The following is a 21,026-nucleotide window of genomic DNA, read 5'->3' as shown; positions in this document are numbered from 1 at the left end:
AAGGAACAAATAGCATCCCAGGATGGCCGCACAGTCCCTCGCCGACAAGCTCGCAATTCTTTCAGACGCCGCGAAGTATGATGTCTCCTGCGCGTCGAGCGGTGGCGAGAAGCGCGATTCGCGCAAGGGTGGCGTCGGGTCGTCGGGCGGCAGCGGTATCTGCCACGCCTACACGCCCGACGGGCGCTGCGTGTCATTGCTGAAGATCCTGATGACGAATGTGTGCATCTTCGACTGCGCGTACTGCATCAACAGGGTCAGCTCCAACGTCGAACGCGCACGGTTTTCTGTCGAAGAGGTCGTGTCCCTGACGCTGGAGTTCTATCGCCGCAATTACATCGAAGGCCTGTTCCTCTCGTCGGGCATCATCCGCTCGCCGGACCAGACGATGGCCGACATGGCGCGTATCGCGCGGACCCTGCGCGAGGATCATGGCTTCAAGGGGTACATCCACCTCAAGACCATTCCCGACGCCGCGCCGGAGCTGATCCGTGAGGCCGGGCTCTGGGCTGATCGGTTGTCGATCAACGTGGAATTGCCGCAGGACGCCAGCGTCAGGGCACTGGCGCCGGAAAAACGCCCCGAGACCATTCGCGGCGCCATGGCACAGGTCAGGATCGAGAGCGAAGCGGCACGCGACACAAGCTTTACCGGCCGACGGGCGCGGCGGTTCGCCCCGGCAGGGCAAAGCACGCAGATGATCATCGGGGCCGACGGCGCGGACGACGTGACCATCCTGAATGCCTCCACGCGGCTCTATGCCGGCTACGGGCTGCGGCGCGTCTATTATTCGGCCTTTTCGCCGATCCCCGATGCCTCGGCGGCACTGCCGCTGATCCAGCCGCCCCTGGTGCGCGAGCATCGGCTGTATCAGGCCGACTGGCTGATGCGGTTTTACGGCTTCTCCGCCGAGGAAATCGCAACCGGCGCGCAGGACGGGCATCTGGCCCTCGATATCGATCCCAAGCTCGCCTGGGCTTTGAAGCATCGCGCGCAGTTCCCGCTCGATGTCAATCGCGCCCCGCGCGAGCAGCTGCTGCGGGTGCCCGGATTTGGCGTCCGCACGGTCGGAAAAATACTGAACGCACGGCGCGATCGTACCCTGCGCTTTGAGGATCTGCTGCGGCTGGGCGCACGCATGAGGCTTGCGAAACCCTTCGTGACCATAGGCGGATGGACCCCGCGCGGCCTGACCGACACGGCCGATCTGCGGGCGCGGTTCGCCCCCGCCCCCCGGCAGCTCGCCCTGCTGTGACCTACGCCGTCTCCCTGCCCGAACGCGGCACGTTCGAGGCATGGCGCCGTGCCGCGCGGCTGGCCCTCAGCCATTCCATTGCCCCCGAGCGCATCGACTGGACCGGGGGTGGCGGCCTGTTCGCGGGCGCGTCCCTTCCCGGCACGGCGGGAGAGCGCCCGGTGACGGTCATCCCCGCGTTTCCCGCTCTGGCCCGCACCGTGATGTGGCATGCCTCGCCGCAGCGTTTTGCACTTCTGTATCAGGCCTTGTGGCGCCTTGCGCACAGGGAGGCCGCCTTGTCCGCCGCCGATCCGCTGGGGCGCCAGCTCGACCTCATGGCCCGATCCGTACGGCGCGATATCCACAAGATGCACGCGTTCGTCCGATTTCGGGAGGTGCCGAGCGACACATCGCGCCGTCGGTTCGCGGCCTGGTTCGAACCCGATCACTATACGCTCGAGCCGGGTTGCGGCCTGTTCGCGCGACGCTTTGCCGACATGGACTGGCTGATCGCCACCCCCTATCTCACGGCGCGCAGCGAGGCGGGGGCCCTGCGCTTCCACAGTGGCGGCACACGCCCCGATCTGCCGCCCGACGCATCGGAGTCGTTGTGGGCGACCTATTTCGCCAATATTTTCAATCCCGCACGCATCAAGCTGTCCGCCATGCGATCGGAGATGCCGCGAAAATACTGGAAAAATCTGCCGGAAACACAACTCATCCCCGACATGCTCGCGGACGCCGAGGCCCGCGTCAAACGCATGCGCGATGCCGGTGCCAGCACGCCCAACCCGGCATCGGCCGCCATTTCCACCCGCTATCGCGCCACGATGCCGCGCCCGGCCGACGTGCCGGAGTCCCTTGCCGATGCGCGCGCAGCCGCCTTGCAGTGTCGGCGCTGCACCCTGTGCGAGGCCGCCACACAGACGGTCTGGGGCACGGGCGATCCGGACGCGGCGATGATGATCGTGGGCGAACAGCCGGGCGACCGCGAGGACCTTGTGGGCCAGCCGTTCGTGGGGCCGGCGGGAGACGTCCTGCGTGAGGCGCTGCGCGAGGCGGCCGTCGATGCCGACCGGATATGGATGACCAATGCCGTCAAACACTTCAAATTCACGCCCCGTGGCACGCAGCGCCTGCACCAGAGCCCCGACCGGGGCGAAATCCAGCACTGCCGATGGTGGCTGGGCCTCGAACTAGCGTTCGTCCGGCCGCGCGTGACGCTGGCCCTGGGTGCATCGGCCGCGTTCGCCTTGACAGACGATCACACCGCATTGGCACCTCGACGAGGGCACGTCGAAACCGGCCTGCATGGAGGTCCGGTCGTTCTCTCCTGGCACCCGTCCTATATCCTGCGCCTGTCCAGCCCAACGGCGCGCGACACCGCGCAGCGCGCATTGGTCGCCGATATCCGAGCGGCCGTCGCGAAAGCGAACCAGCCACCCGAAGCCTGATCCACGGCGCTGCCCCGACAGGCGGTCACCCGACAGCCGGCATGGTCTGCAACAGTCCCTCGGCCACGCGCTGCACATCCTGAAGCGACGGCGCATTGGGGTGGCGCAGGGCCATCAGCGCCTGATGGCGGATCGAGTCGGAGACACGCCCGTCGCGCCGGATCATCCCGGCAAGGGCGGGCGCCTGACCCAGAAAGGCCCCACACGCGCGGGCAAGGCTGTCGTAAATACGCTGGCCGCTCCGATAACTGGACGTCTGGTTGATCACCAGCCGCACGTCCCCGCTTTCGAAGCCGAGAGACGTCCTGTCGCGGGTAAGTAGCTTGATGACGGCATAGGCGTCCGTCAGCGCCGTGGGCTCCTCGGTTGTCAGGACCAGAGTCGTGTCGGCGCGCGCGGCCATCCGCCGTGTCGTGACGTCGATACCGGCGCACAGATCGAACAGGATCACATCATACTCGTATAACTCCCTGACGGATGCGACGAGGTCCTCGATCTGACCGGCCCCGAGAGCGGACAGGGACGGCATGCCCGAATGGCCCGGCAACACGTCGAACGACACCGCGCGGCCCCCCGGCAACGCGTCGCCGACCGGAACGCGGACAATGCTGTCCTCCAGCGACGAGCGACCTGCGACGACATCCTTCAGATCGCACTGCGGCAGAAGGCCAAGCTGTATATCCACGTTGGCCAGGCCGAAATCGCCATCCAGGACCAGAACCCGAAGGGGCCGTGATCGTAACGCAAGACACTGCGCGAGCGAGACCGAGAACCACGTTTTGCCAACGCCGCCCTTGCCCGATGCGACAGCGACAATGCGGGGGCATGTTCTGGAGGCCGAGGCGGTCGCGCCGCGGAGGATCGTCGTGTCCATCATTGTCATTGCCCTATCCGTTCCCGTGCATCGCGCTGTGCGCGCATGTGGCGTCTGAGGATATGTTCTGTCGTCGGCGCACAGCGAGCCGTCCGTTCGGTCGCCCGGTCGCCCGCAGCCCCGTCATCGTCATCGTTCGCCAGTCGGCCGGTCGCGCTGCCAATGTCGTCCGGCGCCGAGAAACCGTATCGCGGGCCGTCAGCCCGTACCGGGCGGTATGCGTGGTCTTCTGACCGACCGTCCCGGCTGCCTTCGGACACGTGTGCCGGCTGGGCCGCGAGGTATCGTTTTTCAAGAAGAGCGGACAGGGTTTCCGCATCGACGGCCTGCAGACCGTCGGCGGCAGAAAGCCCGATTCCGGCGGCTACGCATGTCAGGCCCGCATCCCCCGCAGCGATGAGTCCGCCGATGCGCCGACCCACGTCAAGACGTGTGGCGATGAACGATGTACAGCCGAGATCGGAAAATCCTTTTGCGGTGTCATGCGCTTCATCGAAATCAAGACCGGCGGGCAGCACCAGCAGCGGGCTGCCTCCGGAGGCGGCGATAATCCCGTCCAGATCGTGCGCCTGCTGTTTCGAAAAAATGTCTGTTGCCCCTGTATCAATCAGAACAGGCTGTCCGATTGCGCGATGATCAAGCGCTTTGCGCAAGGTCGTGCTGTCGTCGGCCGCGAACAGCGGCACTCCCAGCGGACGCGTATAGGCGGCGAGCTGCGCCAGCGCACCACCCCGTGACGTATCAGTGGAGATCACCATCGGAGGTACTCCTCCCCGCTTGACCAGCCCCGCCAAAAGACGCGCAACGGTCATGGTTTTTCCACCACCCGCCGGACCCGCCACCACCAGCGGGCGGCGACTGTCCAGAGTGACCGGAGACGTAAACGTCATGCTCCGTCGCACATGGTCGATCAGCGATGCATCGTCCGGCAATTCAGAACTATCGTGCGTAACGCCATGCCATTGCAGAACGTCCCGCGCCCGGTGCGAGCGGGGCGTGCGCCTCTGGACCGTCACCTGCGACGTCGGGTCCGTGTCCGATGCAGCGGATCGTCGGATGCGCGCGACTGGCGCGACCAGAGGCAAATCCGGCAGAGCCTCCTCGCTCCGCTCCGGTATGGCAACGGTCATGTCGACCGATCCGTCCCGGCGTCGTTCCGTGGACAGGATCAACGCGTCGTCCCCGACCTGCGATCGGACCGCGTCCATCGCCGCAGCCGCAGACGCTGCGTGAAAAATCTTGACACGCATCAGTCTGACTCCGTTCCACCGGCCATTACGTCAGTGTTCTCAGGGTCTTGATCCGGGCCCGAGGGGCGATCTCTCCTTGCGCCAGAACAGGAACGGATGGTTTCAGCCGTTCCATGATCGCCCTTACCGGACCGCGTAGAGAGGAACTCACCAGAAGAACGGGCACGTCGCCCTGCGCGGACACGGCATCAAGTGCCTGCCGTAACTTGGCAACGAAATCGTTGAGTTTTCCTGGTGCCAGTGCAAGATGTCGGTCCTCGGGTGGCCCCACCATGGCTTCGAGCAATGTTCCCTCCCACTCGGGACTCAACGTGACCAGAGGGATATAGCCGTTCGGCCCGACGAGACTGTTGCTGATCTGGCGCGCGAGGCGGGATCGCACATGCGCGACCAGCAACGGCATCGCCTTGAGCCCCAGCCCGCATCCTTCCTGGATACTTTCGAGAATGGTGGGCAGATCGCGGATCGACACCCGCTCGGCCAACAGGCTTTGCAGAACTCTCTGCACCCCACCGACGGAAATCTGTGAAGGCACAAGATCGGCGACCAGTCGTTGCTGATCACGCGGCAGTTCGTCGAGAAGCTTCTGCGTCTCGGTGTAAGGCATCAGTTCAGCCATGTTTTCACGAATAAGCTCGGTCAGGTGCGTCGTGACCACACTCGCCGGATCGACAACGGTATAACCGTGAAACAGGGCTTCCTCGCGCAGCTCGGGTTCTATCCATTTCGATTTCAGTCCGAACGCCGGATCGCTGGTCTCGTCTCCTTTTACATCCGGCAGGCCGCCTTTCGGATCCATGACGAGCAAACGGTTCAGCTTGACCTCGCCCGAACCCACCTCGATCTCCTTGATCCGCAAGACATACTGATCGGGAGCGAGCTGAAGATTGTCCTGAATGCGCACCGGCGGCAGGATGAAGCCCATCTCGCCGGCAATCGTGCGCCGCAGAACCTTGATCTGTTCCGTCAGGCGCGGAGACTCCCCGGCCGCCAGAGGCAAGAGGTTAAACCCCAGTTCCAGTCGAAGAAGATCGATATGCATCGCAGCGGAGAGCGGCGGTTCCACCGATCCCGTCACCGGTTGCGTTGCAATCACGTCCACGCCATCCTCACTCAGCGGGCGCCGATGGCGGACGACTGCAGCAGCCGCGGCCAGACCGCCCAGCCCGAGGAACGGCAGCATCGGCAACCCGGGCATCAGCGCCAGAAGAAAGGCGGCGCACGCGCACATCGCAAGCGGCTTTGCGTTGCCGCCAAGCTGACGCACCAGAGCCTCGTCCGCTGCCCCTTCCGTGCCACCCTTGGTGACGACGATGCCGGCCGCCGTGGAGACCAGCAGCGCCGGCACCTGGGCCACCAGCCCGTCACCGACGGTCAGGGTCGTAAAGGTGGACGCGGCATCCGTCAGCGGCATGCCATAGCGCCCCAGCCCGATGGCAAGACCGCCGATGATATTGATCCCGGTAATCAGCAGGCTGGCAATGGCATCGCCGCGCACGAACTTCGCCGCACCGTCCATGGCGCCGTAAAAGCCGCTCTCTTCCTCCAGTTCCCGACGCCGGACACGCGCGGCCTTGTCGGTAATGGCGCCGGACGACAGTTCGGCGTCGATGGCCATCTGCTTGCCCGGCATTGCATCAAGCGAGAAGCGCGCGGCGACTTCCGCGATACGCCCTGACCCCTTCGTGATGACCATGAAGTTGACGACAAGAAGAATGGCGAAGACGATACCGCCAATCACGACATCGCCCCCCATCAAAAAGCCGCCAAACGCGGCCACGACGTGACCTGCAGCCAGACGACCTTCGTTTCCGTGGCTGAGGATCAGGCGTGTCGTCGCAACTTCCAGAGACAGCCGCAGCAATGTCGTCAGAAGCAGAAGCGTGGGAAAGGAAGTGAAATCACGAGGGCTTTTCAGGAACAGTGCCACCATCAGGACAAGAACGGACGATGTGACCGACAATGCCAGACCGACATCGAGCAGGAACGTCGGGAGCGGCAGGATCAGCACCGACAGGAGGCCCACCACGGCCATGGCCAGCCCGACATCTGATCCGGGCGCCAGATCGCGCCAACGAACCGCGCGCCAGTCGAAATTGCGCGCGCGGCGCACCGTGTCGTTGAAGGTCGTGGTCAGGGCATTGGTAGACGCCATGGGTCAGGGCGCTCCGCTGGCCGGCGGAGGAATTGCCGCACCCAGCGCGGCATAGTCCCGCAGCTTGTTACGCAGGGACCGTATCGAAATTCCCAGCAGGGATGCCGCATGCGTCCGGTTGCCGTCCGTGTGCGCCAGCGTATCGAGAATAAGCGCCCGTTCCACAGCGTGCGTGGTCGCGCCGACCCACAAGGGTCTTTGATCCGCACCATGTTCGGCGGATGCATCATCCGCGTCACTGTCGTGCGTCCCCAGCGACCGCACCAGCGCCGTGAAGGCCGTGGACGAGAGTCGCGCGGCCGGAACCATGGCCCATGACACGACGGAAATCGTGGACCCGGGTTGTACCGGGAGGATGCGTGCCTCGCTGGGCGGTGCCCTCTCCAGCGTGAGGGTTGCGGATGGCGCGTTCAACGGTTCATCCCCGGCCGACAGCAGGAAGCGTTGGGCCGCACAACACACGTCTCCGAGAATCAGGATATGCACAGGCGACTCTCACGCGCTCTCAACTTGAACGATCACTCTTGACGATTTCGGTCATGGTGACGCCAAGACGGTGATCGTCCACCATCACCACCTCACCACGCGCGATAAGGCGATTATTCACGTAAATATCGATGGCTTCACCGATTTTTCGGTCCAGCTCCACCACGGCTCCGCGACCAAGCTTCAGAAGCTGGCTGACCTGCATCGTGGATTTTCCAAGAACCGCGCTGACAGTGACGGGTATCTCATACACGGCTTCCAGATCGCGCACGGGGCGACCCGCTTCGGCGCCGGTCCCCGCCGGTTCGGTTCCGAGCTCATCGAGACTGATTGTCTGGTTCATGCCGCGTGTACTCCGGTCGCTTTTGCGTTACTCTGGTTCAATGTATCGATAATCTGCCGCACGATCGTCTGTCCCGATCGCACGGCCTGTCCGCCCGGCCAGAGCAGCAGGATATCGCCGTCGGCCATCGTCTCGCTGACCACGACAGGCAGCTCCCGACCGGCCCATGTACGCGCGCAATGCCGTCTCAGCGTGTCAGCACTGGCCGCACTCACGTGCAGCTCGATGCGCATGTCCTCGCGCAGACCGCTCAGAACGGCATCGTTGACGGCCAGCATTTCTACGTCCCCGAACATCGCCTGCACCGTCGGCAACAACTGCCCGATAGCGTCGAGAGCGGACCGGGAGAGAAAACGCGCCCTTTCCTCGATGGCGGCCGAGAGGGTTGCGCATAAGGTATCCACGTTATTTTCGAGACGCAGCAGCGCCGCGTGCCGTTCGGTTTCGTGCTTCAGCAGCAGGTCGCGGGACGCTTGCTCCTGCCCGGCCGCAAACCCCTCCGCGCGCCCGTGCTGCTCCGCCTGAACCAGATCCTCCAGTGTCAGCTGCGCCGACAGGGGTTCCGCGGGGGGAGGCCGCGTTTCAGCCGGGGGCTGGTGCGGTCTTGCAGGCTCATCAAAATCTTCCGCGTAGATCACGCCGAGGATCCGCTCGCGTTCCGTCCCGAAGCCTGCGCTCATTGTATCATTTCTCCGGCCTGCGTGGTTTCGGACAATTCGATCTCGCCGTCATCGGCAAGGGTCTTGGCGAGCACCACGATCTCGGCCTGCGCCGCGTCCACGTCCTTGACCCGCACAGGACCGAGTGCTGCCATATCGTCACGCAGCATCTTGCCCGCGCGTTCGGACATCGCGTCCATGAAGTGCTTTCGCAACTCCTCCGACGCACCCTTCAGGGCAAGCGGCAGACGATCGCGCTCGACCTCCTGCAACAGCCGCATCATGGACGATGCCGACAGGCGACGAAGGTCGTCGAACGTAAACATAAGCGCCTTGATCCGCTCGGCATCGTCGTGGCTGCGCTCCTCGAGCGCCTCCATGAACCGCACTTCGGAGCGGCGATCGAAATTATTGAAGACCTCGGCGAGCTGTTCGTGACTGCCCCGCTTTGGCGCACGGGACAGATTGGCCATGAATTCCGACCGCAACGTGACTTCCAGCGTGTCGAGGACGTCCTTCTGCACCGTTTCCATCTTGAGCATGCGCGTCATGACATCCAGCGCGAAATCCTCGGGCAGCAGGCTGAGCACCCGCGCCGCATGGTCACTGCGGATTTTGCCCAAAATTACCGCAACCGTCTGCGGGTATTCATTTTTCAAGTAATTGGCGAGGACGGTTTCGGAAACATTCCCCAGCTTGTCCCACATGGTCCGACCGGCCGGGCCGCGTATTTCCTCCATGATCTGCGACGCACGCTCGGGCGACAGCGCGCGGCGCAGCAACCGTTCCGTACTCTCATAGCTTCCGACCAGGATTTCACTCGACGCGATGGTCCTGGCGAATTCGTTGCATATGCTTTCGACGGTCTCCGCCGGCACCGTGCCGAGCTGCGACATGGCAACCGAAATCTCGCGAATTTCAGGTTCGCTCAGGGCTTCGAACAATTTGGCGCAACTGTCCTCGCCAAGGGCCAGCATCAGGATCGCGGCCTTCTGTACGCCTGAGACCGTGTTTTTCATCAACATCATTGCTCAGCGTCCTTCGCTGTCGGCATTCAGCCAGTTGCGGATGACCATCAGCGTATCGTCCATGTTCCCGTTGACGATTTCTATGACTTTCCTGATCGATGCCGCCTTTATGTGACCCTCGACACCGTCCATGCTGACGAGATCATCCGCAGGCGACAGCCCGGGCGGCGACGCAAGGGCCAGCGTCCCCGGGTTCAGGACACCCGGGCTGAGAGCCATGGCATTGACGGCGTCCAGGCTCGACCCCGGCAGGGCACCGAAGGCCGCGCCTCCCTCGGCCAGACCGGTGCTCTCGCCGGGCACCAGCCCCTTTCCGCGCAGAGCGGGCCGGACCACGAAAAACATGATCAGGAACAGCACCATGCCGACGATGGCCGTCCTTACGAGTTGCAGCATCGTGCCCGTCTGGACATACGCCGCCAGACCATGCGGCGCATCCTCCGCCGCGCCGAGATCGTCGGTATTGAAGCGCATCGAGACCACCGACACCGTGTCGCCCCGCGCGGCATCGTAACCCACGGCAGTACGGACGAGCGTCGTCAGGCGCTCAAGTTCTTCAGCCGGGCGGGGCGCCCAGACGGGCTTTCCGTCGGCACCCCGCACAACCGTTCCGTCGACCATCACGGCAACACTCAGGTGCTGGATGCGGGGCTGGTCCTGGACCAGCGTGCGCACCGTCTTGCCGATCTCGTAATTATTGGTCTCTTCCTGACGGTTTTCCTGACTGCCGGCCTGTTGCTGGCCGGCGTTGGCATTTGGCAGGTTATTGGACACGGAGACGTTCTGCGGCGGTTCCGTGTTCACGTTCTTGCTGGTCGTCGTCTGCTGGGATCGCAGGACCTGCTGGTCCGGATCGTATTTTTCCTGCGTCTCCTTCACGCGATCCATGTTCATCGTGACCGATGCCTCGGCACGCACATGATCGGCCCCCAGCGTCGGCGCCAGCATCTCTTCCACCGCGTGGGCCAGGCGCATCTCGAGTGCGCGGCGACGCTCGTCCTCGTCCTGTGCGTCCTGATTGGCGCCGGTCAGGGCACGCGCGCGGGCCAGCACGTCGCCATTCGTATCGACGACCGAGATATTCTGCGCCTTCAGGCCAGGAATGGCAGCCGATACCAGATTAAGGATCGCCTGCACGCCCTCTGGATCGAGGCGACCGCGGCCCTGCATGGCTAGCAAAACACTGGCCTGCGACGGCTGTTCCTGCGTCGAGAACAGGTCACGGTGCGGCAGGACGACATGTACGCGGGCCCGCTTGACGCCGCTGATCAGGCGGATCGAGCGTTCGAGCTCCCCCTCCATCGCACGCGTTTCATTGATGCCCTGCTCGAACTGTGTCGATGTCAGGGAGCCGCCGCGATCGAAAATCTCGTATCCCACAGCCCCGCCACCGGGCAGGCCGTTACGCGCGAGGGCCAGACGTGCTGCGGCAACATCACCGCGCGGCACGCTGACCTCGTCCCCCTGCGGGGACACGGTATGGTCGATGTGCGCCTTGTCCAACTGGTCGACCATCTCGGCCGCGTCCTTGGCGTCCAGGTCGCGATACAGCGGCACCATATCCGGCCGCGAGTCCCGCACCGCCATGGTGGCGAGAAGCCCCAGCAGGACCGCCGCCACGCCGCCAAGCACCAGCAACCGCGCAAGACCCAGCTCTTTCAGATTGTCGAGGACAGCTTTCACGGCGCCCCGCACATGGCGCGCAGGCGGTCGTCCTCAGGCAGCGCAGTTCCCATTCCCGGCGATCTCTTTGTTGTGATCGATGGGCCGAGAATGCCCGCGCACTCTTACCGGAGCGTTAATAAGGCGGCATTTTTTGCCGGGTACATTCATGATTGCGGCGCGGCATCGGTACCGACGCCACAGCGCGCGGTGTCACCCCTCCAGCGACTGCAGTTCGAACAGCCGGCGATAAATCCCGCCCTCGCGCTGGACCAACGCCGCGTGCGAGCCGTCCTCGCGCAGGTGCCCGTGCGAGAACACCAAAATCCGGTCCAGCCCGATCACGGTCGACAGACGGTGCGCGATCACGATCACCGTGCGCCCCTCCATCAGCCGTTCCATCGCGTCCTGCACCAGTTTTTCGGATTCCGAATCAAGGCTGGACGTCGCCTCGTCGAACACCAGAATACGCGCATTGGCGATAAAGGCGCGCGCAATCGCCACGCGCTGCCGCTCGCCGCCCGACAGCTTCACCCCGCGCTCGCCCACCAGGGTGTCGTAGCCCTGGGGCAGACGCTCGACAAAGTCGGCGGCATTGGCCAGACGCGCGGCCTCGCGGATATCGTCCATCGACGCACCGGGGCGGCCGTAGGCGATGTTCTCGGCCAGGGTGCGATGAAACAGGATCGGCTCCTGCGGGACGATGGCGATCTGTTCGCGCAGACTGGACTGGGTCACGTCGGCGATGTCGGTGCCGTCGATGGTGATCGTGCCCCGCTGGATGTCGTACAGCCGTTGCAGAAGCTTGGTCAGCGTCGTCTTGCCCGACCCGGACGACCCGACCAACGCCACGCGGCTGCCCGGCGCCAGCGTCAGGGTCAGGCCGTCGAACAGGGGGCGATCCTGACCGGCATAGGTGAAACCCACGTGGTCGAAGCGGATCTCGCCCCGTGTGACGCGCAGCGGACCGGCCCCCGGGTGATCGGCCACATCCGGCGCGCGGGCGAAGATCGCCACCAGTTCTTCCATCTCATTGACCGAGCGCTGCACGACAGAGACCTGCTGGCCGATGTCGCGCAGATACCCCTGCACCAGAAACACCATGGTCAGAATGTACGCGACATCCCCGGGACCGGCCTTCCCAGCCCACCACAGGATGATGGCGCACGCGATCAGGCTGATGCGCATCGCCGTGTTCAGCAGATTCTGGATATTGCCGCTGTCGGTCCCACGCACCCACGACCGCAGGGTGCGGCCGCGCCAGCGCGTCAGCACGCGGGCCAGCCGCCGGTCCTCGCGCGTTTCGGCGCCAAATGCCTTGACCACCGGGTTGCAGGTCAGCGCATCGGCCAGCGTCGCGCCGACGCGCGTGTCCCATCGGTTCGCCTGCCGCGCGGACGGTGCAACATAGTTGAGCGTCAGCAGTACCGACACCGTTGCGAACACCGCCGTCATCACCGCCAGCAACACGCCCATGAACGGCCAATGCCAGCCCAGCACCAGCGTCGTGCCGCCCAGCACGGCGGCCTCGGGCAGCAACAGAAGCAGCAGCGTGTCGTCCAGCGCGTCGATCGCCCACATGCCACGCGTCAGCCGACGCACGGTGGAGCCGGCAAAAGTGTTGGCGTGCCAGTCGGTGGAAAAACGCTGCACCCGCGCGAACGCCGTCGACGCGACCTCCGACATCACGCGCAGCGTCAGATGCGAGATCGCAATGAACGAGAGCCGGCGCCCCAGCACGCCCACCAGCCCCAGCAGCAGCAGACCGCCCAGCATCAGGATCGCGTCGTGACGCGCCGCCAGCGCCACTGGGTCGGCAGCACCCGGCGCGTGGGCCACATCGGCCACGACGCGCCCCGCCAGCACAGGGGTGACGACATCGGTGACGGTGGCCAGCCCGACGCCCAGAACGGTGCCCCAGAACGGGCCGGGATAGCGCAGCCAACGGACGGCGACGAACCGCAGCGCCTCGATAAAGTCGCGCCGTCCCGCGCGCCGCGCGGGGGTGTCCGGGCGCGGCTGGTCTGTCTGCGTCATCTGTGGCTCCCCGGGGCGTCGTCGTGCCGGCGTCTTGGCTGGAGCGGGGGTTTTAGCGGGGGTGGGCAGGGCGCGTCAAAGGTGGAGGATGTGGGGTGTTGGATGGGTAGTGGGACATTGTTATGACTGCTTTCGCCTCATTTTGGTCATGCGCGCTTATGAACAGCTTTCCGCATAGCGGACATGAGCAGCACGATCTCTTGCAGGCGGGTTTGGGCCGATAGGCGCATGCCCGGTTCGGCACCGGGTCGCGGGGATAGCTGACATTCTGCGCGGCGTCGGCTGCCGACCAAACTCAGTAGTCCATCATACGTCCGTGGAATGGCTAGATTCACCCCAAACGGTCGTTCGTCTGACGAAGATTACACGCTGCTATTGCCTCACATGTAACAACCATCGTTTGCGCGCGATTGCCGATGATGGTCGATCGGCAGGAGTGCATTCTCATCTGACGGTAAATATGATCGAGACAGGTAGGCTAGCGCCCGCCTTGCTTGGAATGTGTGGAAGCCCCGTTCGAAGCGTCATTAGGTGTCGCTGAAGCGCCGGCTATTGCTGGCGCAATCGGGACTGTCGGCGCAATGAGCTTCGCGGGAAGTTGCCTCAAGGGGACACTACTTGCAGTTACTGATGAAGTAGTTGGTGTAGCCGAAACCTGTTGTGGACGAATGCCGAAGCCCAAGCACGCACCGACGATGAGCAGCGTCAGCACCAGCACCAGATAAAAGGTGTCCATCTTGGTCTTGGAATGGATTGGCCACCCTAGCACCCAGAGCTTGAACGGGCTCTTGGCAGAGATCTGCGATCCAAGGTCGACCTTATAACCGAGATCCTTGAGGGCAGTCTCCGCCTCTATGCCCGCCTGCACCGAGCCGTCGAGCAGACGATGATACCAGAGGCGATCCATGAAATAGAAGGAAAGGAGAGGGAAGATCGCGGACACCACGATCAAACCGGCCATGGAGACCTCCCAACCAAAGGCGTTGATGATGCCTCCGTCCTTGATCGCGTAGCCGCCTAAGCCAAGGAACGCGCCCGTAACGATGAGAGCGAAATTGCGGATACGTAGCTCAAGATCGTTAAAGTGCTGCTGCACGTCGACGATCTTCTTCCAAATCTCGACTTGGCCTGCGGCCAGGGGCGGTGCGGCGGCGGGATCAGTCATGAGCGCATCTCGAACAGCGGTAGGATCTGCGCGAACTCCTTCTCGAGGACATGCGTTGCCATCAGGCCGCCGGGCTTGAGCGCGCGGCGCTCGCGCTCTACCATTTCCGGTGTCCAGTGCGTTACCTTCCGGAGCAGCTCATATTCGGGCTTGTGCTGACTGGCGCCATATAGCGCGTGGACGTCGGTTACGCCCGCCTGCTGAGCCATGAGTACGTCCTTGAGAATGTTGTCGCCCACGTAGACCACCTCGTCAATCGCGGCCCCTAGGTCGGCAATGATCTGGACTAGAATGTCCGGATTGGGCTTCACCTCGCCTTCGGGGGTGTAGTGATGGACCGTATGCTTGAAGCTGTAGCTTTCGGGTTCATAGAAGCGAGCCCCCGCCGTTCCATCGGGCATACTATGGTCGGCGGGCGAGTAGAGATAGTCGATCAGTCCATCAAGGCCCAGCTTGCGGAAGCGGTAGCCGGTGTAGAACGCCTTGGACTCGGTAAAAGCCGCTATAAATACACCAGATGCCTTGAGCGCCTTCAGCGTGTCCTCGACAGTGGGGTAGAGCTGCAGCACCCGGCGTCTCGCCGCGCGAAACGAGTCGATCGCGGGCGCCATCACCGTAACAACGTCATCGCCGTAGAGCTGGCGCAAGCACGGCAACTCCTCCAGCAAACGCGAATATTCACTGGTGCCGTATTTCTGATGGACCACGCTGCACTGGGCGTACAGTTCGTTAGGATCGACGCCCGAAATCTCGAGAACCTTCTGGGTCATCGCCGAGAAGGTCTCATACCAGAGATTCTGCCAATCGAGCAGGGTGTTGTCTACGTCAGTGATGAGTACGCGCTTCTTCACAAATTCCATCTTTCCCCGCCAGGCAGGGCAGTTGGTCTGTCCGCGCCTGTATGCGTCGTCTATCTAAGCGAGCCAGAGCGGCACGGCAACCGGATCAGCCACGGTCGCCAGCCGAAGCGCCGCCGTCGAGACGAGCTTGCTCTGGCATTTCATGCTGGGCATTCTGTTGCCCGTCTGGCATTGGCCATTCTCGCGGGAGACACGTGTGAAGCACAAGTCGATTGATCTGGCCTCCGAGGTCAAACGCGCCACGCTGCCGGAGGGGCTGCACGGGTTTCTCTTTCCCTTGTTCGAGGCGGTCTCCAACTCTCTTCATTCAATCGAAGAGCGCTGGGGCGATTACGTCGAGCGGGATGGACGTATCGAAATTGAGATATCCAGTGCCGAGCGCCAGATAGTGATTGCGGATAACGGAGTCGGTTTCGACGAGAAAAATCTGGGCGCCTTCCTAACGCCGCTGACTGGCAATAAGTACGAGCGGGGAGGCAAAGGGTTCGGCCGCTTCATCGCGTTTAGGATTTTCAGGGACGTCTTCTATTCATCCCGGCAGATCGACGCGCTCGGCGCAGTGATTGGCGGGAGCTACGCTTACAAGCCGTTCGCGAACGATGACAACCTCGTTGAAATTGCAGTGGATAGCGGAGTCGCGGCGCATCGCTTCGACAGGGGGTTGACCGCGCTCATGCGTTCACCTTTCGACGAGAGCCAGGACTATTTCGACTTGGCCGGACCTCGCTACATGGGCGCGTCTGCTGAAAATGCCATCGCAGCGGCGCTGCTTGATCATTTTCTGATTGAGTTCATTCAGAAGAAGGTTCCGCAGCATACTATACTAGTTATCGATGGTGCTCCCTTTAATCTATACGAACACTTCTACGAATCCCTCTCGATGGGCGGATCGCGGACCGAGTATCTCGAGATCGGGCAGAAAAGCAGAAGGTTCGACTTCAGCTACTTCAAGGTGGGCGAAGCCCAGGCCAAGAAGCATCGACTATACTTCTATGCTAACAATCGGGCCGCGAGCGATCTCGAGAACATCTCGTCGGGTGTGAACGACAAGCCCTTCGTGGAGGCGGGCGAGACCGGCCCGCAACGATATTTCTATCTCGTGGCCGTATCGAGCGACTTCTTCGTGTCGTCGCAATCTCGCGACCGGATCACGAACCTGCACGCGAGGATCGTTCGCGACGGCGTTAAAAAGTCGATCAGGGATCATCTCATCGCGTTGGCCAAGCAGCACATCCTGGAGATCGAAAGCGCCTACACCAGTGAGCGTCGCGCTAAGATGGTCGCCGACATCGAGCATTTGATAGCCGTAGATCCACTGCTGCGGCGCGGCCTGGGCGACAGGTCCCCGGAGGACTTCGTGCGCAAGCGCTCGATCACGGAGACGCGGGAGCAGTTAGCGCAGGACCTTTTTGTAGAGAGGTTCCGCAAAAAGTTCGACTTCTCCAAGCTAGGTGAGGACGCGAGCGTCGAGCAACTCGAACACTTGGTGAAAACCCAGATCCCAGCGGATGCGAAGGAAGCCCTGGCAGTCTACGTCGCCTACCGCAACCACGTCATCACAATCTTCCGAGAACTCCTTAAGAAGCAGGCAGACGGTCTGGCGACTGAGGACAGGGTGCATGCGCTCATATATCCGCGCTACAAAGATAGCGATGAGATTGATTACAGTTCGCACAACCTCTGGTTGCTGGACGACGACCTCGCCTACGCCCAGTACGTTTCCAGCGATCGCACCCCTGACGGCAATTACAGGGCTAAAGGCGAATATGCCCACGATCTGCTGGTCAACAACCAGAACGAACTCATGGTTGTCGAGATGAAACGCCCGCAGAAGACCGGGTACTCGGCCGAGAGCGACAGTCCGACAAACAACCCGGTCGATCAGCTGAAGCGGCAGATCTCCGACATTCGCCAGAAGGGCAGGATCAAGACCTCGGCTGGTCGAGAAGTTTCCGTCCCGCCTGATACGATGGTGAGGGGTTACGTCATTGCGGACTGGAACGACAATCTCCAGAACTACCTCCAGATGGAGGATTTCGTCATCACCAACTACGGTGGGCAGATGGCGTATCGCTACTTCCAGTCTCTCAACCTCATGATCGAAGTCGTGGCCTTCGATCGCCTGGTCGATCGGGCCACCAACCGGAACGAGGCCTTCGTACAGATGCTTGAGGGCCGGTCCACCTATGACCGGAAGCCCAAAGGTACGCTTGGGAGCCTTGGCGCCACGGGCGGGACCCGATAATCGCTCAGCCGTCTATAGGTGGGACGGTGTCCATGAGTGATCAACGCGGGCCTGCCGTGAGGGCGGTCTCTCACCGGAGGCCCGTCTTGGAACCACAGTCAAACAACGCCGGAATGTGAGTTCGGCGCCTTTCGGATGGCCATTCATCTGGTAGCAAAGTCCCAGATTCCGTCAAAATTCTGACGTCTGCTTTCGAGTGCTATGGTATCCCTGTCGAACGTCTAGAACTGGACGCACAGCGGTCGTCACACGCAGTTGAATGAACGGCAGGAAACGTCGGCTGGGCGCTCTAAAGCAGCCTGACCGCTCTCCCCCCCAAGTGCCAATCGTCTCAACGGAAACAGAGCGGATAGGCGGCTGAAGTAGGCTATTAAAGGTTATCAGGTGAACCAGGTAGTGCGACCCCGTTACGCAGAGGCCATGTCGGTGGTGCTGGAGACAGAGGGGGCCATCGAAACGTGGTTGGCGCGGCCTTTGGCAGCAAGCCAATCTAACGGCGGTCAGTTTATATCCGGTTGATCCTCACCCATCCGCAATTTTCGTCACCTGATCGAGCGATAACCCTATGACCCCAAAATTCTCGGTCAGCACTTCCACGAAAGCGTGCACAGCATCGAGGATGCCTGACCGGCTATCATTCTCGAGTGTGCATTCGTGTATCGCGTAGTCGTTGAGTCCAAGATAAGGTCTGGAGCTTGGGCTTGATCGTGATACCCACCATTCCACCCCCCGTAGGCCGCAACTGCCCAAGATGAGACGATGTGGCCCTGTGCCACCTGCCGCGCGCGAAGAAAGGACTGCTCCGCTCAACCAGCGCACGAGATCCTTGATCGCTTCGTCATAAGCGAGATGAGGTCGTTCACCTCGCTTATAGAAGCTCCAGGCCGAAATGGCCCATATCTCACCGTTGTCCTTGTACCAGCGTGCCGCAGATTGAGTTGTGCGTCCCTCGCTAATACTTTCGAAGATCACATAACCGTTTCCAGACCTTCCATAATTCAGATTTCCGCCAGTACCGATGGGATAAAGCGCCTCCTGCTTCCCGGGAAACAGGCAGTCGGGAACCTTGCGTACTTCTCTATGTGTCGCCGGTAACAGCCGCACAAAAAAACGAGGTGCACTTGCCATTATGAGGTCTACCTGCCCCAAACTTGGACACGCGACCGGCAAAGGATTGTAGGCTTCCTCCCAAATGCTGGGATCATGAGGAAGGTGAAGGTGCCACTCCGATGGTGGCGGGGCCGATCTGACTTCAAGATTGGCCAGCATCGCCGAGAGATACTCGCGGAAATGCCTCTGCAGCTTGTTGCGCTCTTTTACTAGGTCCTCATTGGTCGCACCCACTGGCAACTCGAAATGGATTGAGCCGGACATATGCCGTAGATCGAAGGGGAGATCTTCGTGACGCGTAGGGCCTATCGCCTTGTTGAATACGGAAATGACACGCTGCCTACCAAGTGCTCTACGGGCATAGCCCAATTCAAGCATAACATTGGGATTGGCGATGCATTTACGCTCATTCTTCTCGCCGATCACACCGACGGTCGAAATGTCGCCCACGAAGATTGCAGCCAAGTCGATCTTGTCTAGTATCTTTTCTGCGATGAGTTCCATGCCAAGAACGCCTCTCGCACCCTGGTCGATCTCAAAGCGCTCTGCTTCCTGAAGCTCGACCTCTAACTCCTTTACTGCCCTTTTCAAGGCTTCATGAATCACGCCTCGGGTCTCGCGTTGAGGCGCATCACTCTGCCAGGACCAAAAGATTTTACGCGCCATTACGATCTTATCTTTGTACACAAAGGAGGGGGACGTTTCTATTTTAGATTCAAGATGCCCAATTTGCCAAGTATTGGAAATTGACCGCCAAGTGCGTGAAAATCGGCAATTGACATCTGAAATCCAATAAACCGGCGATTGCGTAACGACCCACTTGCGCATGCGGAGATAAAAAAGCGGTCGGTCTGCAGCTGGACAGCGGAAATCGCGCTCTGAATGTTTGGAAAGAGGCGCAGAGAGCCCCGTCAAACTCAGTAGAATGAACGGCGAGAAACATCGTTTGATGCTCCAAAGCCGACCTTCCGCTCACCCCCATAATCCGCCGTCCAATCTTCAGAACGCAGCCCATCTACACGCGTAAATTCCCGTAGATTTCCGGTCACGACGACAAGTCCCCTGCTGCGCGCGTGCCCGGCAATCATCAAATCGTATGGTCCGATGACACATCCTCGCGTTTCAAGGTCAGCCCTGATTTCAGCTGTATGGGCTGCGGCATCATCATCAAATGGCAATACAGACAGACGTGCAGCAAAATGCTCAACCTCACGTCGCGTCCTTGCCGGACTTTGAGATTTTTCGGCTCCATAGAGAAGCTCGTAAAGTATGACGTCCGAGATACAGAGGGCCTCGGCGTTTTCGTTAAAACGTGCGCGCAGCCCCTGTGGACGATCCCGCAGGACACGGATACAGAAGTTCGTATCCAGAAGATAACGAAGCATCAGAAGCTTTCGCGCTGCTGCATCCGGGGCTGATCGCGCTCAGGCAATGAAGTGCCCGGGGCGGCAAAGAAGTCGTCCCATGCGGCATGTGCAGGCGCGATTATGCGACGCGCACCGTCCGGAATAATCACGACATCTTTCAGGCTGACGTCAAACGCAACCGCCTTGGGCAGGCGCACGGCCTGCGAGCGATTGGACAGGAAAAGCGTGGTGCGGGCGAGCATCATACCCTCCATATGGGATATGCCGATGGTATATCCACACTTTCGTCGACTGCCAACAGAATTCGGTCGCTACACAGACCCTACCCGTTTCCCCCCTTACGCCGCCCCGCGATCCATCAGCATCTGGCTCACCGCCGTCCGGAACGGCGGCAGGGCTTGCGCCAGTCGCAGGCCCGCGCGGCGCAGCGCCATGAACGGGGCTTCGTCACGGGTGTAGAGTGTTGCGATGCCGTTTGTGGCGGCAAACAGGGGGGCGGTGTCGCGGCGGTGCTGCCATTCGAACTGGCGCAGGGGTGCCCGCGCGCCCGGGTCGTCGGCGTTGGACAGGGCGGCGACCAGGGTCTGCTGCCCGCGCAGGCCGAGGTTGAAACCATGCGCCGTGATCGGGTGCATGCCGACCGCCGCGTCGCCGACCAGTGCCAGACGGTGGGCGGCGAAGCGATGCGCGTAGACGGCCTTCAGCGGATAGATATGCCGCGTGCTAACCAGTCGCATCGCGCCCAGACGGTTGCCGACCCGGCGCATGATGTCGTCGTTGAAGGCGGACTGTTCCAGTTGCGCCAGACGTCGGATCTCATCATCGGGCAGGGTCAGGACCAGTGACGACGCGCCGCCGTTGACCGGCAGCAGCGCGATCGTCTGGCCCGCGTCAAACCACTGGGTGGCGATGTGGTGATGCGGCGACTCATGCGCCATGCGGCACACCAGGATCGAGCGGTGGAAATCGTGCACGATGGCGCCGATGCCGCACATCGCCCGCACGCGGGAAAAGCGGCCGTCGGCGCCGACCACCAGCCGCGCGGACAGGGTGTCGCCGCCGCTGACCACCTCGGTGCTCAGCGGGCGCGTGCG

At 62.1% G+C, this 21,026-nt stretch carries 17 protein-coding genes and 1 pseudogene; 3 read left to right on the top strand and 15 right to left on the bottom strand.

Translation table 11 applies throughout. The annotated features are described in order from the left end of the window. Positions 1 to 22 precede the first annotated feature (22 nt). The gene (locus tag HUK82_RS06120; protein ID WP_176613108.1) at positions 23 to 1,255 is read left to right on the top strand and encodes a putative DNA modification/repair radical SAM protein; all 1,233 of its coding nucleotides are present in this window, start codon (positions 23 to 25) and stop codon (positions 1,253 to 1,255) included. Further along, a complete protein-coding gene (locus HUK82_RS06115; protein ID WP_176613107.1) occupies positions 1,252 to 2,691 on the top strand; it encodes a UdgX family uracil-DNA binding protein in 1,440 nt (479 codons plus the stop codon). The genes HUK82_RS06120 and HUK82_RS06115 overlap by 4 nt, the downstream gene beginning before the upstream one ends. 25 nt (positions 2,692 to 2,716) lie before the next feature. On the opposite strand, the gene HUK82_RS06110 is transcribed toward HUK82_RS06115, so the two are convergent. The 11 genes from HUK82_RS06110 to HUK82_RS06060 form a co-directional block, all read right to left on the bottom strand. Then, positions 2,717 to 3,574 carry an AAA family ATPase gene (locus tag HUK82_RS06110; RefSeq protein WP_246495225.1) on the bottom strand — a complete coding sequence of 286 codons (858 nt, stop codon included), beginning with the start codon at positions 3,572 to 3,574 and terminating at the stop codon, positions 2,717 to 2,719. Further along, the gene (locus HUK82_RS06105) at positions 3,571 to 4,815 is read right to left on the bottom strand and encodes a flagellar biosynthesis protein FlhF (protein ID WP_176613106.1); all 1,245 of its coding nucleotides are present in this window, start codon (positions 4,813 to 4,815) and stop codon (positions 3,571 to 3,573) included. The genes HUK82_RS06110 and HUK82_RS06105 overlap by 4 nt, the downstream gene beginning before the upstream one ends. Positions 4,816 to 4,840: 25 nt before the next feature. Beyond that, the gene (gene flhA / locus HUK82_RS06100) at positions 4,841 to 6,970 is read right to left on the bottom strand and encodes a flagellar biosynthesis protein FlhA (RefSeq protein WP_176613105.1); all 2,130 of its coding nucleotides are present in this window, start codon (positions 6,968 to 6,970) and stop codon (positions 4,841 to 4,843) included. 3 nt (positions 6,971 to 6,973) lie between these two features. Then, positions 6,974 to 7,456: a helix-turn-helix domain-containing protein gene (locus tag HUK82_RS17680; RefSeq protein ID WP_373318210.1), complete on the bottom strand. Its 483-nt coding sequence runs from the start codon at positions 7,454 to 7,456 to the stop codon at positions 6,974 to 6,976. 19 nt (positions 7,457 to 7,475) lie between these two features. Then, on the bottom strand, positions 7,476 to 7,799 hold the full coding sequence (gene fliN / locus HUK82_RS06090; protein WP_218061523.1) for a flagellar motor switch protein FliN: 324 nt from the start codon (positions 7,797 to 7,799) through the stop codon (positions 7,476 to 7,478). Beyond that, positions 7,796 to 8,479 carry a FliH/SctL family protein gene (locus HUK82_RS06085; protein ID WP_176613104.1) on the bottom strand — a complete coding sequence of 228 codons (684 nt, stop codon included), beginning with the start codon at positions 8,477 to 8,479 and terminating at the stop codon, positions 7,796 to 7,798. Before HUK82_RS06085 ends, fliN begins: the two co-directional genes overlap by 4 nt. Next, a complete protein-coding gene (gene fliG / locus HUK82_RS06080; protein WP_176613103.1) occupies positions 8,476 to 9,486 on the bottom strand; it encodes a flagellar motor switch protein FliG in 1,011 nt (336 codons plus the stop codon). Before fliG ends, HUK82_RS06085 begins: the two co-directional genes overlap by 4 nt. A gap of 3 nt (positions 9,487 to 9,489) precedes the next feature. After that, a complete protein-coding gene (gene fliF / locus HUK82_RS06075) occupies positions 9,490 to 11,169 on the bottom strand; it encodes a flagellar basal-body MS-ring/collar protein FliF (RefSeq protein ID WP_176613102.1) in 1,680 nt (559 codons plus the stop codon). Positions 11,170 to 11,361: 192 nt separating this feature from the next. Further along, entirely contained in the window at positions 11,362 to 13,185 is a 1,824-nt protein-coding gene (locus HUK82_RS06070) for an ABC transporter ATP-binding protein (protein WP_176613101.1), read from the bottom strand. Between the two features lie 478 nt (positions 13,186 to 13,663). Continuing rightward, complete coding sequence (locus HUK82_RS06065; RefSeq protein ID WP_176613100.1) at positions 13,664 to 14,350, bottom strand: hypothetical protein; 687 nt, start codon at positions 14,348 to 14,350, stop codon at positions 13,664 to 13,666. Next, entirely contained in the window at positions 14,347 to 15,210 is an 864-nt protein-coding gene (locus tag HUK82_RS06060; RefSeq protein ID WP_176613099.1) for an HAD family hydrolase, read from the bottom strand. The genes HUK82_RS06065 and HUK82_RS06060 overlap by 4 nt, the downstream gene beginning before the upstream one ends. Before the next feature lie 196 nt (positions 15,211 to 15,406). Between HUK82_RS06060 and HUK82_RS06055 the strand changes: the two genes are divergently transcribed. Then, positions 15,407 to 17,455, top strand: coding sequence for an ATP-binding protein (locus HUK82_RS06055; protein WP_212647915.1), 2,049 nt, complete (start codon positions 15,407 to 15,409; stop codon positions 17,453 to 17,455). Positions 17,456 to 17,977: 522 nt separating this feature from the next. Here the strand turns inward: HUK82_RS06055 and HUK82_RS06050 are convergent. The 4 genes and pseudogenes from HUK82_RS06050 to HUK82_RS06035 form a co-directional block, all read right to left on the bottom strand. Then, positions 17,978 to 19,231 carry a hypothetical protein gene (locus HUK82_RS06050; RefSeq protein ID WP_176613098.1) on the bottom strand — a complete coding sequence of 418 codons (1,254 nt, stop codon included), beginning with the start codon at positions 19,229 to 19,231 and terminating at the stop codon, positions 17,978 to 17,980. Positions 19,232 to 19,551: 320 nt separating this feature from the next. Continuing rightward, positions 19,552 to 19,950 (bottom strand): annotated as a pseudogene (gene vapC / locus HUK82_RS06045) (type II toxin-antitoxin system tRNA(fMet)-specific endonuclease VapC); the annotation flags it as partial. Further along, on the bottom strand, positions 19,950 to 20,177 hold the full coding sequence (vapB, locus tag HUK82_RS06040; protein WP_456304196.1) for a type II toxin-antitoxin system VapB family antitoxin: 228 nt from the start codon (positions 20,175 to 20,177) through the stop codon (positions 19,950 to 19,952). The pseudogene vapC and the gene vapB, both read right to left, overlap by 1 nt. A 93-nt stretch (positions 20,178 to 20,270) precedes the next feature. After that, on the bottom strand, positions 20,271 to 21,026 hold a 756-nt coding region (locus HUK82_RS06035; protein ID WP_176613097.1), incomplete at its 5' end, for an FAD-dependent monooxygenase.

Origin of the sequence: Ameyamaea chiangmaiensis (assembly GCF_013376175.1) — a bacterium.
GTDB lineage: Bacteria > Pseudomonadota > Alphaproteobacteria > Acetobacterales > Acetobacteraceae > Ameyamaea > Ameyamaea chiangmaiensis.
Note: the sequence above shows the minus strand (reverse complement) of the source record. Positions and strands in the feature narration are given on the sequence as shown.

Coding starts and splice junctions, on each gene's coding strand:
- flhA (WP_176613105.1), bottom strand. CDS start 6,970: ATGGCGTCTACCAATGCCCTGACCACGACCTTCAACGACACGGTGCGC.
- HUK82_RS06105 (WP_176613106.1), bottom strand. CDS start 4,815: ATGCGTGTCAAGATTTTTCACGCAGCGTCTGCGGCTGCGGCGATGGAC.
- HUK82_RS06065 (WP_176613100.1), bottom strand. CDS start 14,350: ATGACTGATCCCGCCGCCGCACCGCCCCTGGCCGCAGGCCAAGTCGAG.
- fliG (WP_176613103.1), bottom strand. CDS start 9,486: ATGATGTTGATGAAAAACACGGTCTCAGGCGTACAGAAGGCCGCGATC.
- HUK82_RS06110 (WP_246495225.1), bottom strand. CDS start 3,574: ATGACAATGATGGACACGACGATCCTCCGCGGCGCGACCGCCTCGGCC.
- HUK82_RS06060 (WP_176613099.1), bottom strand. CDS start 15,210: ATGGAATTTGTGAAGAAGCGCGTACTCATCACTGACGTAGACAACACC.
- HUK82_RS06085 (WP_176613104.1), bottom strand. CDS start 8,479: ATGAGCGCAGGCTTCGGGACGGAACGCGAGCGGATCCTCGGCGTGATC.
- vapB (WP_456304196.1), bottom strand. CDS start 20,177: ATGATGCTCGCCCGCACCACGCTTTTCCTGTCCAATCGCTCGCAGGCC.
- HUK82_RS06070 (WP_176613101.1), bottom strand. CDS start 13,185: ATGACGCAGACAGACCAGCCGCGCCCGGACACCCCCGCGCGGCGCGCG.
- HUK82_RS06050 (WP_176613098.1), bottom strand. CDS start 19,231: ATGGCGCGTAAAATCTTTTGGTCCTGGCAGAGTGATGCGCCTCAACGC.
- HUK82_RS06120 (WP_176613108.1), top strand. CDS start 23: ATGGCCGCACAGTCCCTCGCCGACAAGCTCGCAATTCTTTCAGACGCC.
- fliN (WP_218061523.1), bottom strand. CDS start 7,799: ATGAACCAGACAATCAGTCTCGATGAGCTCGGAACCGAACCGGCGGGG.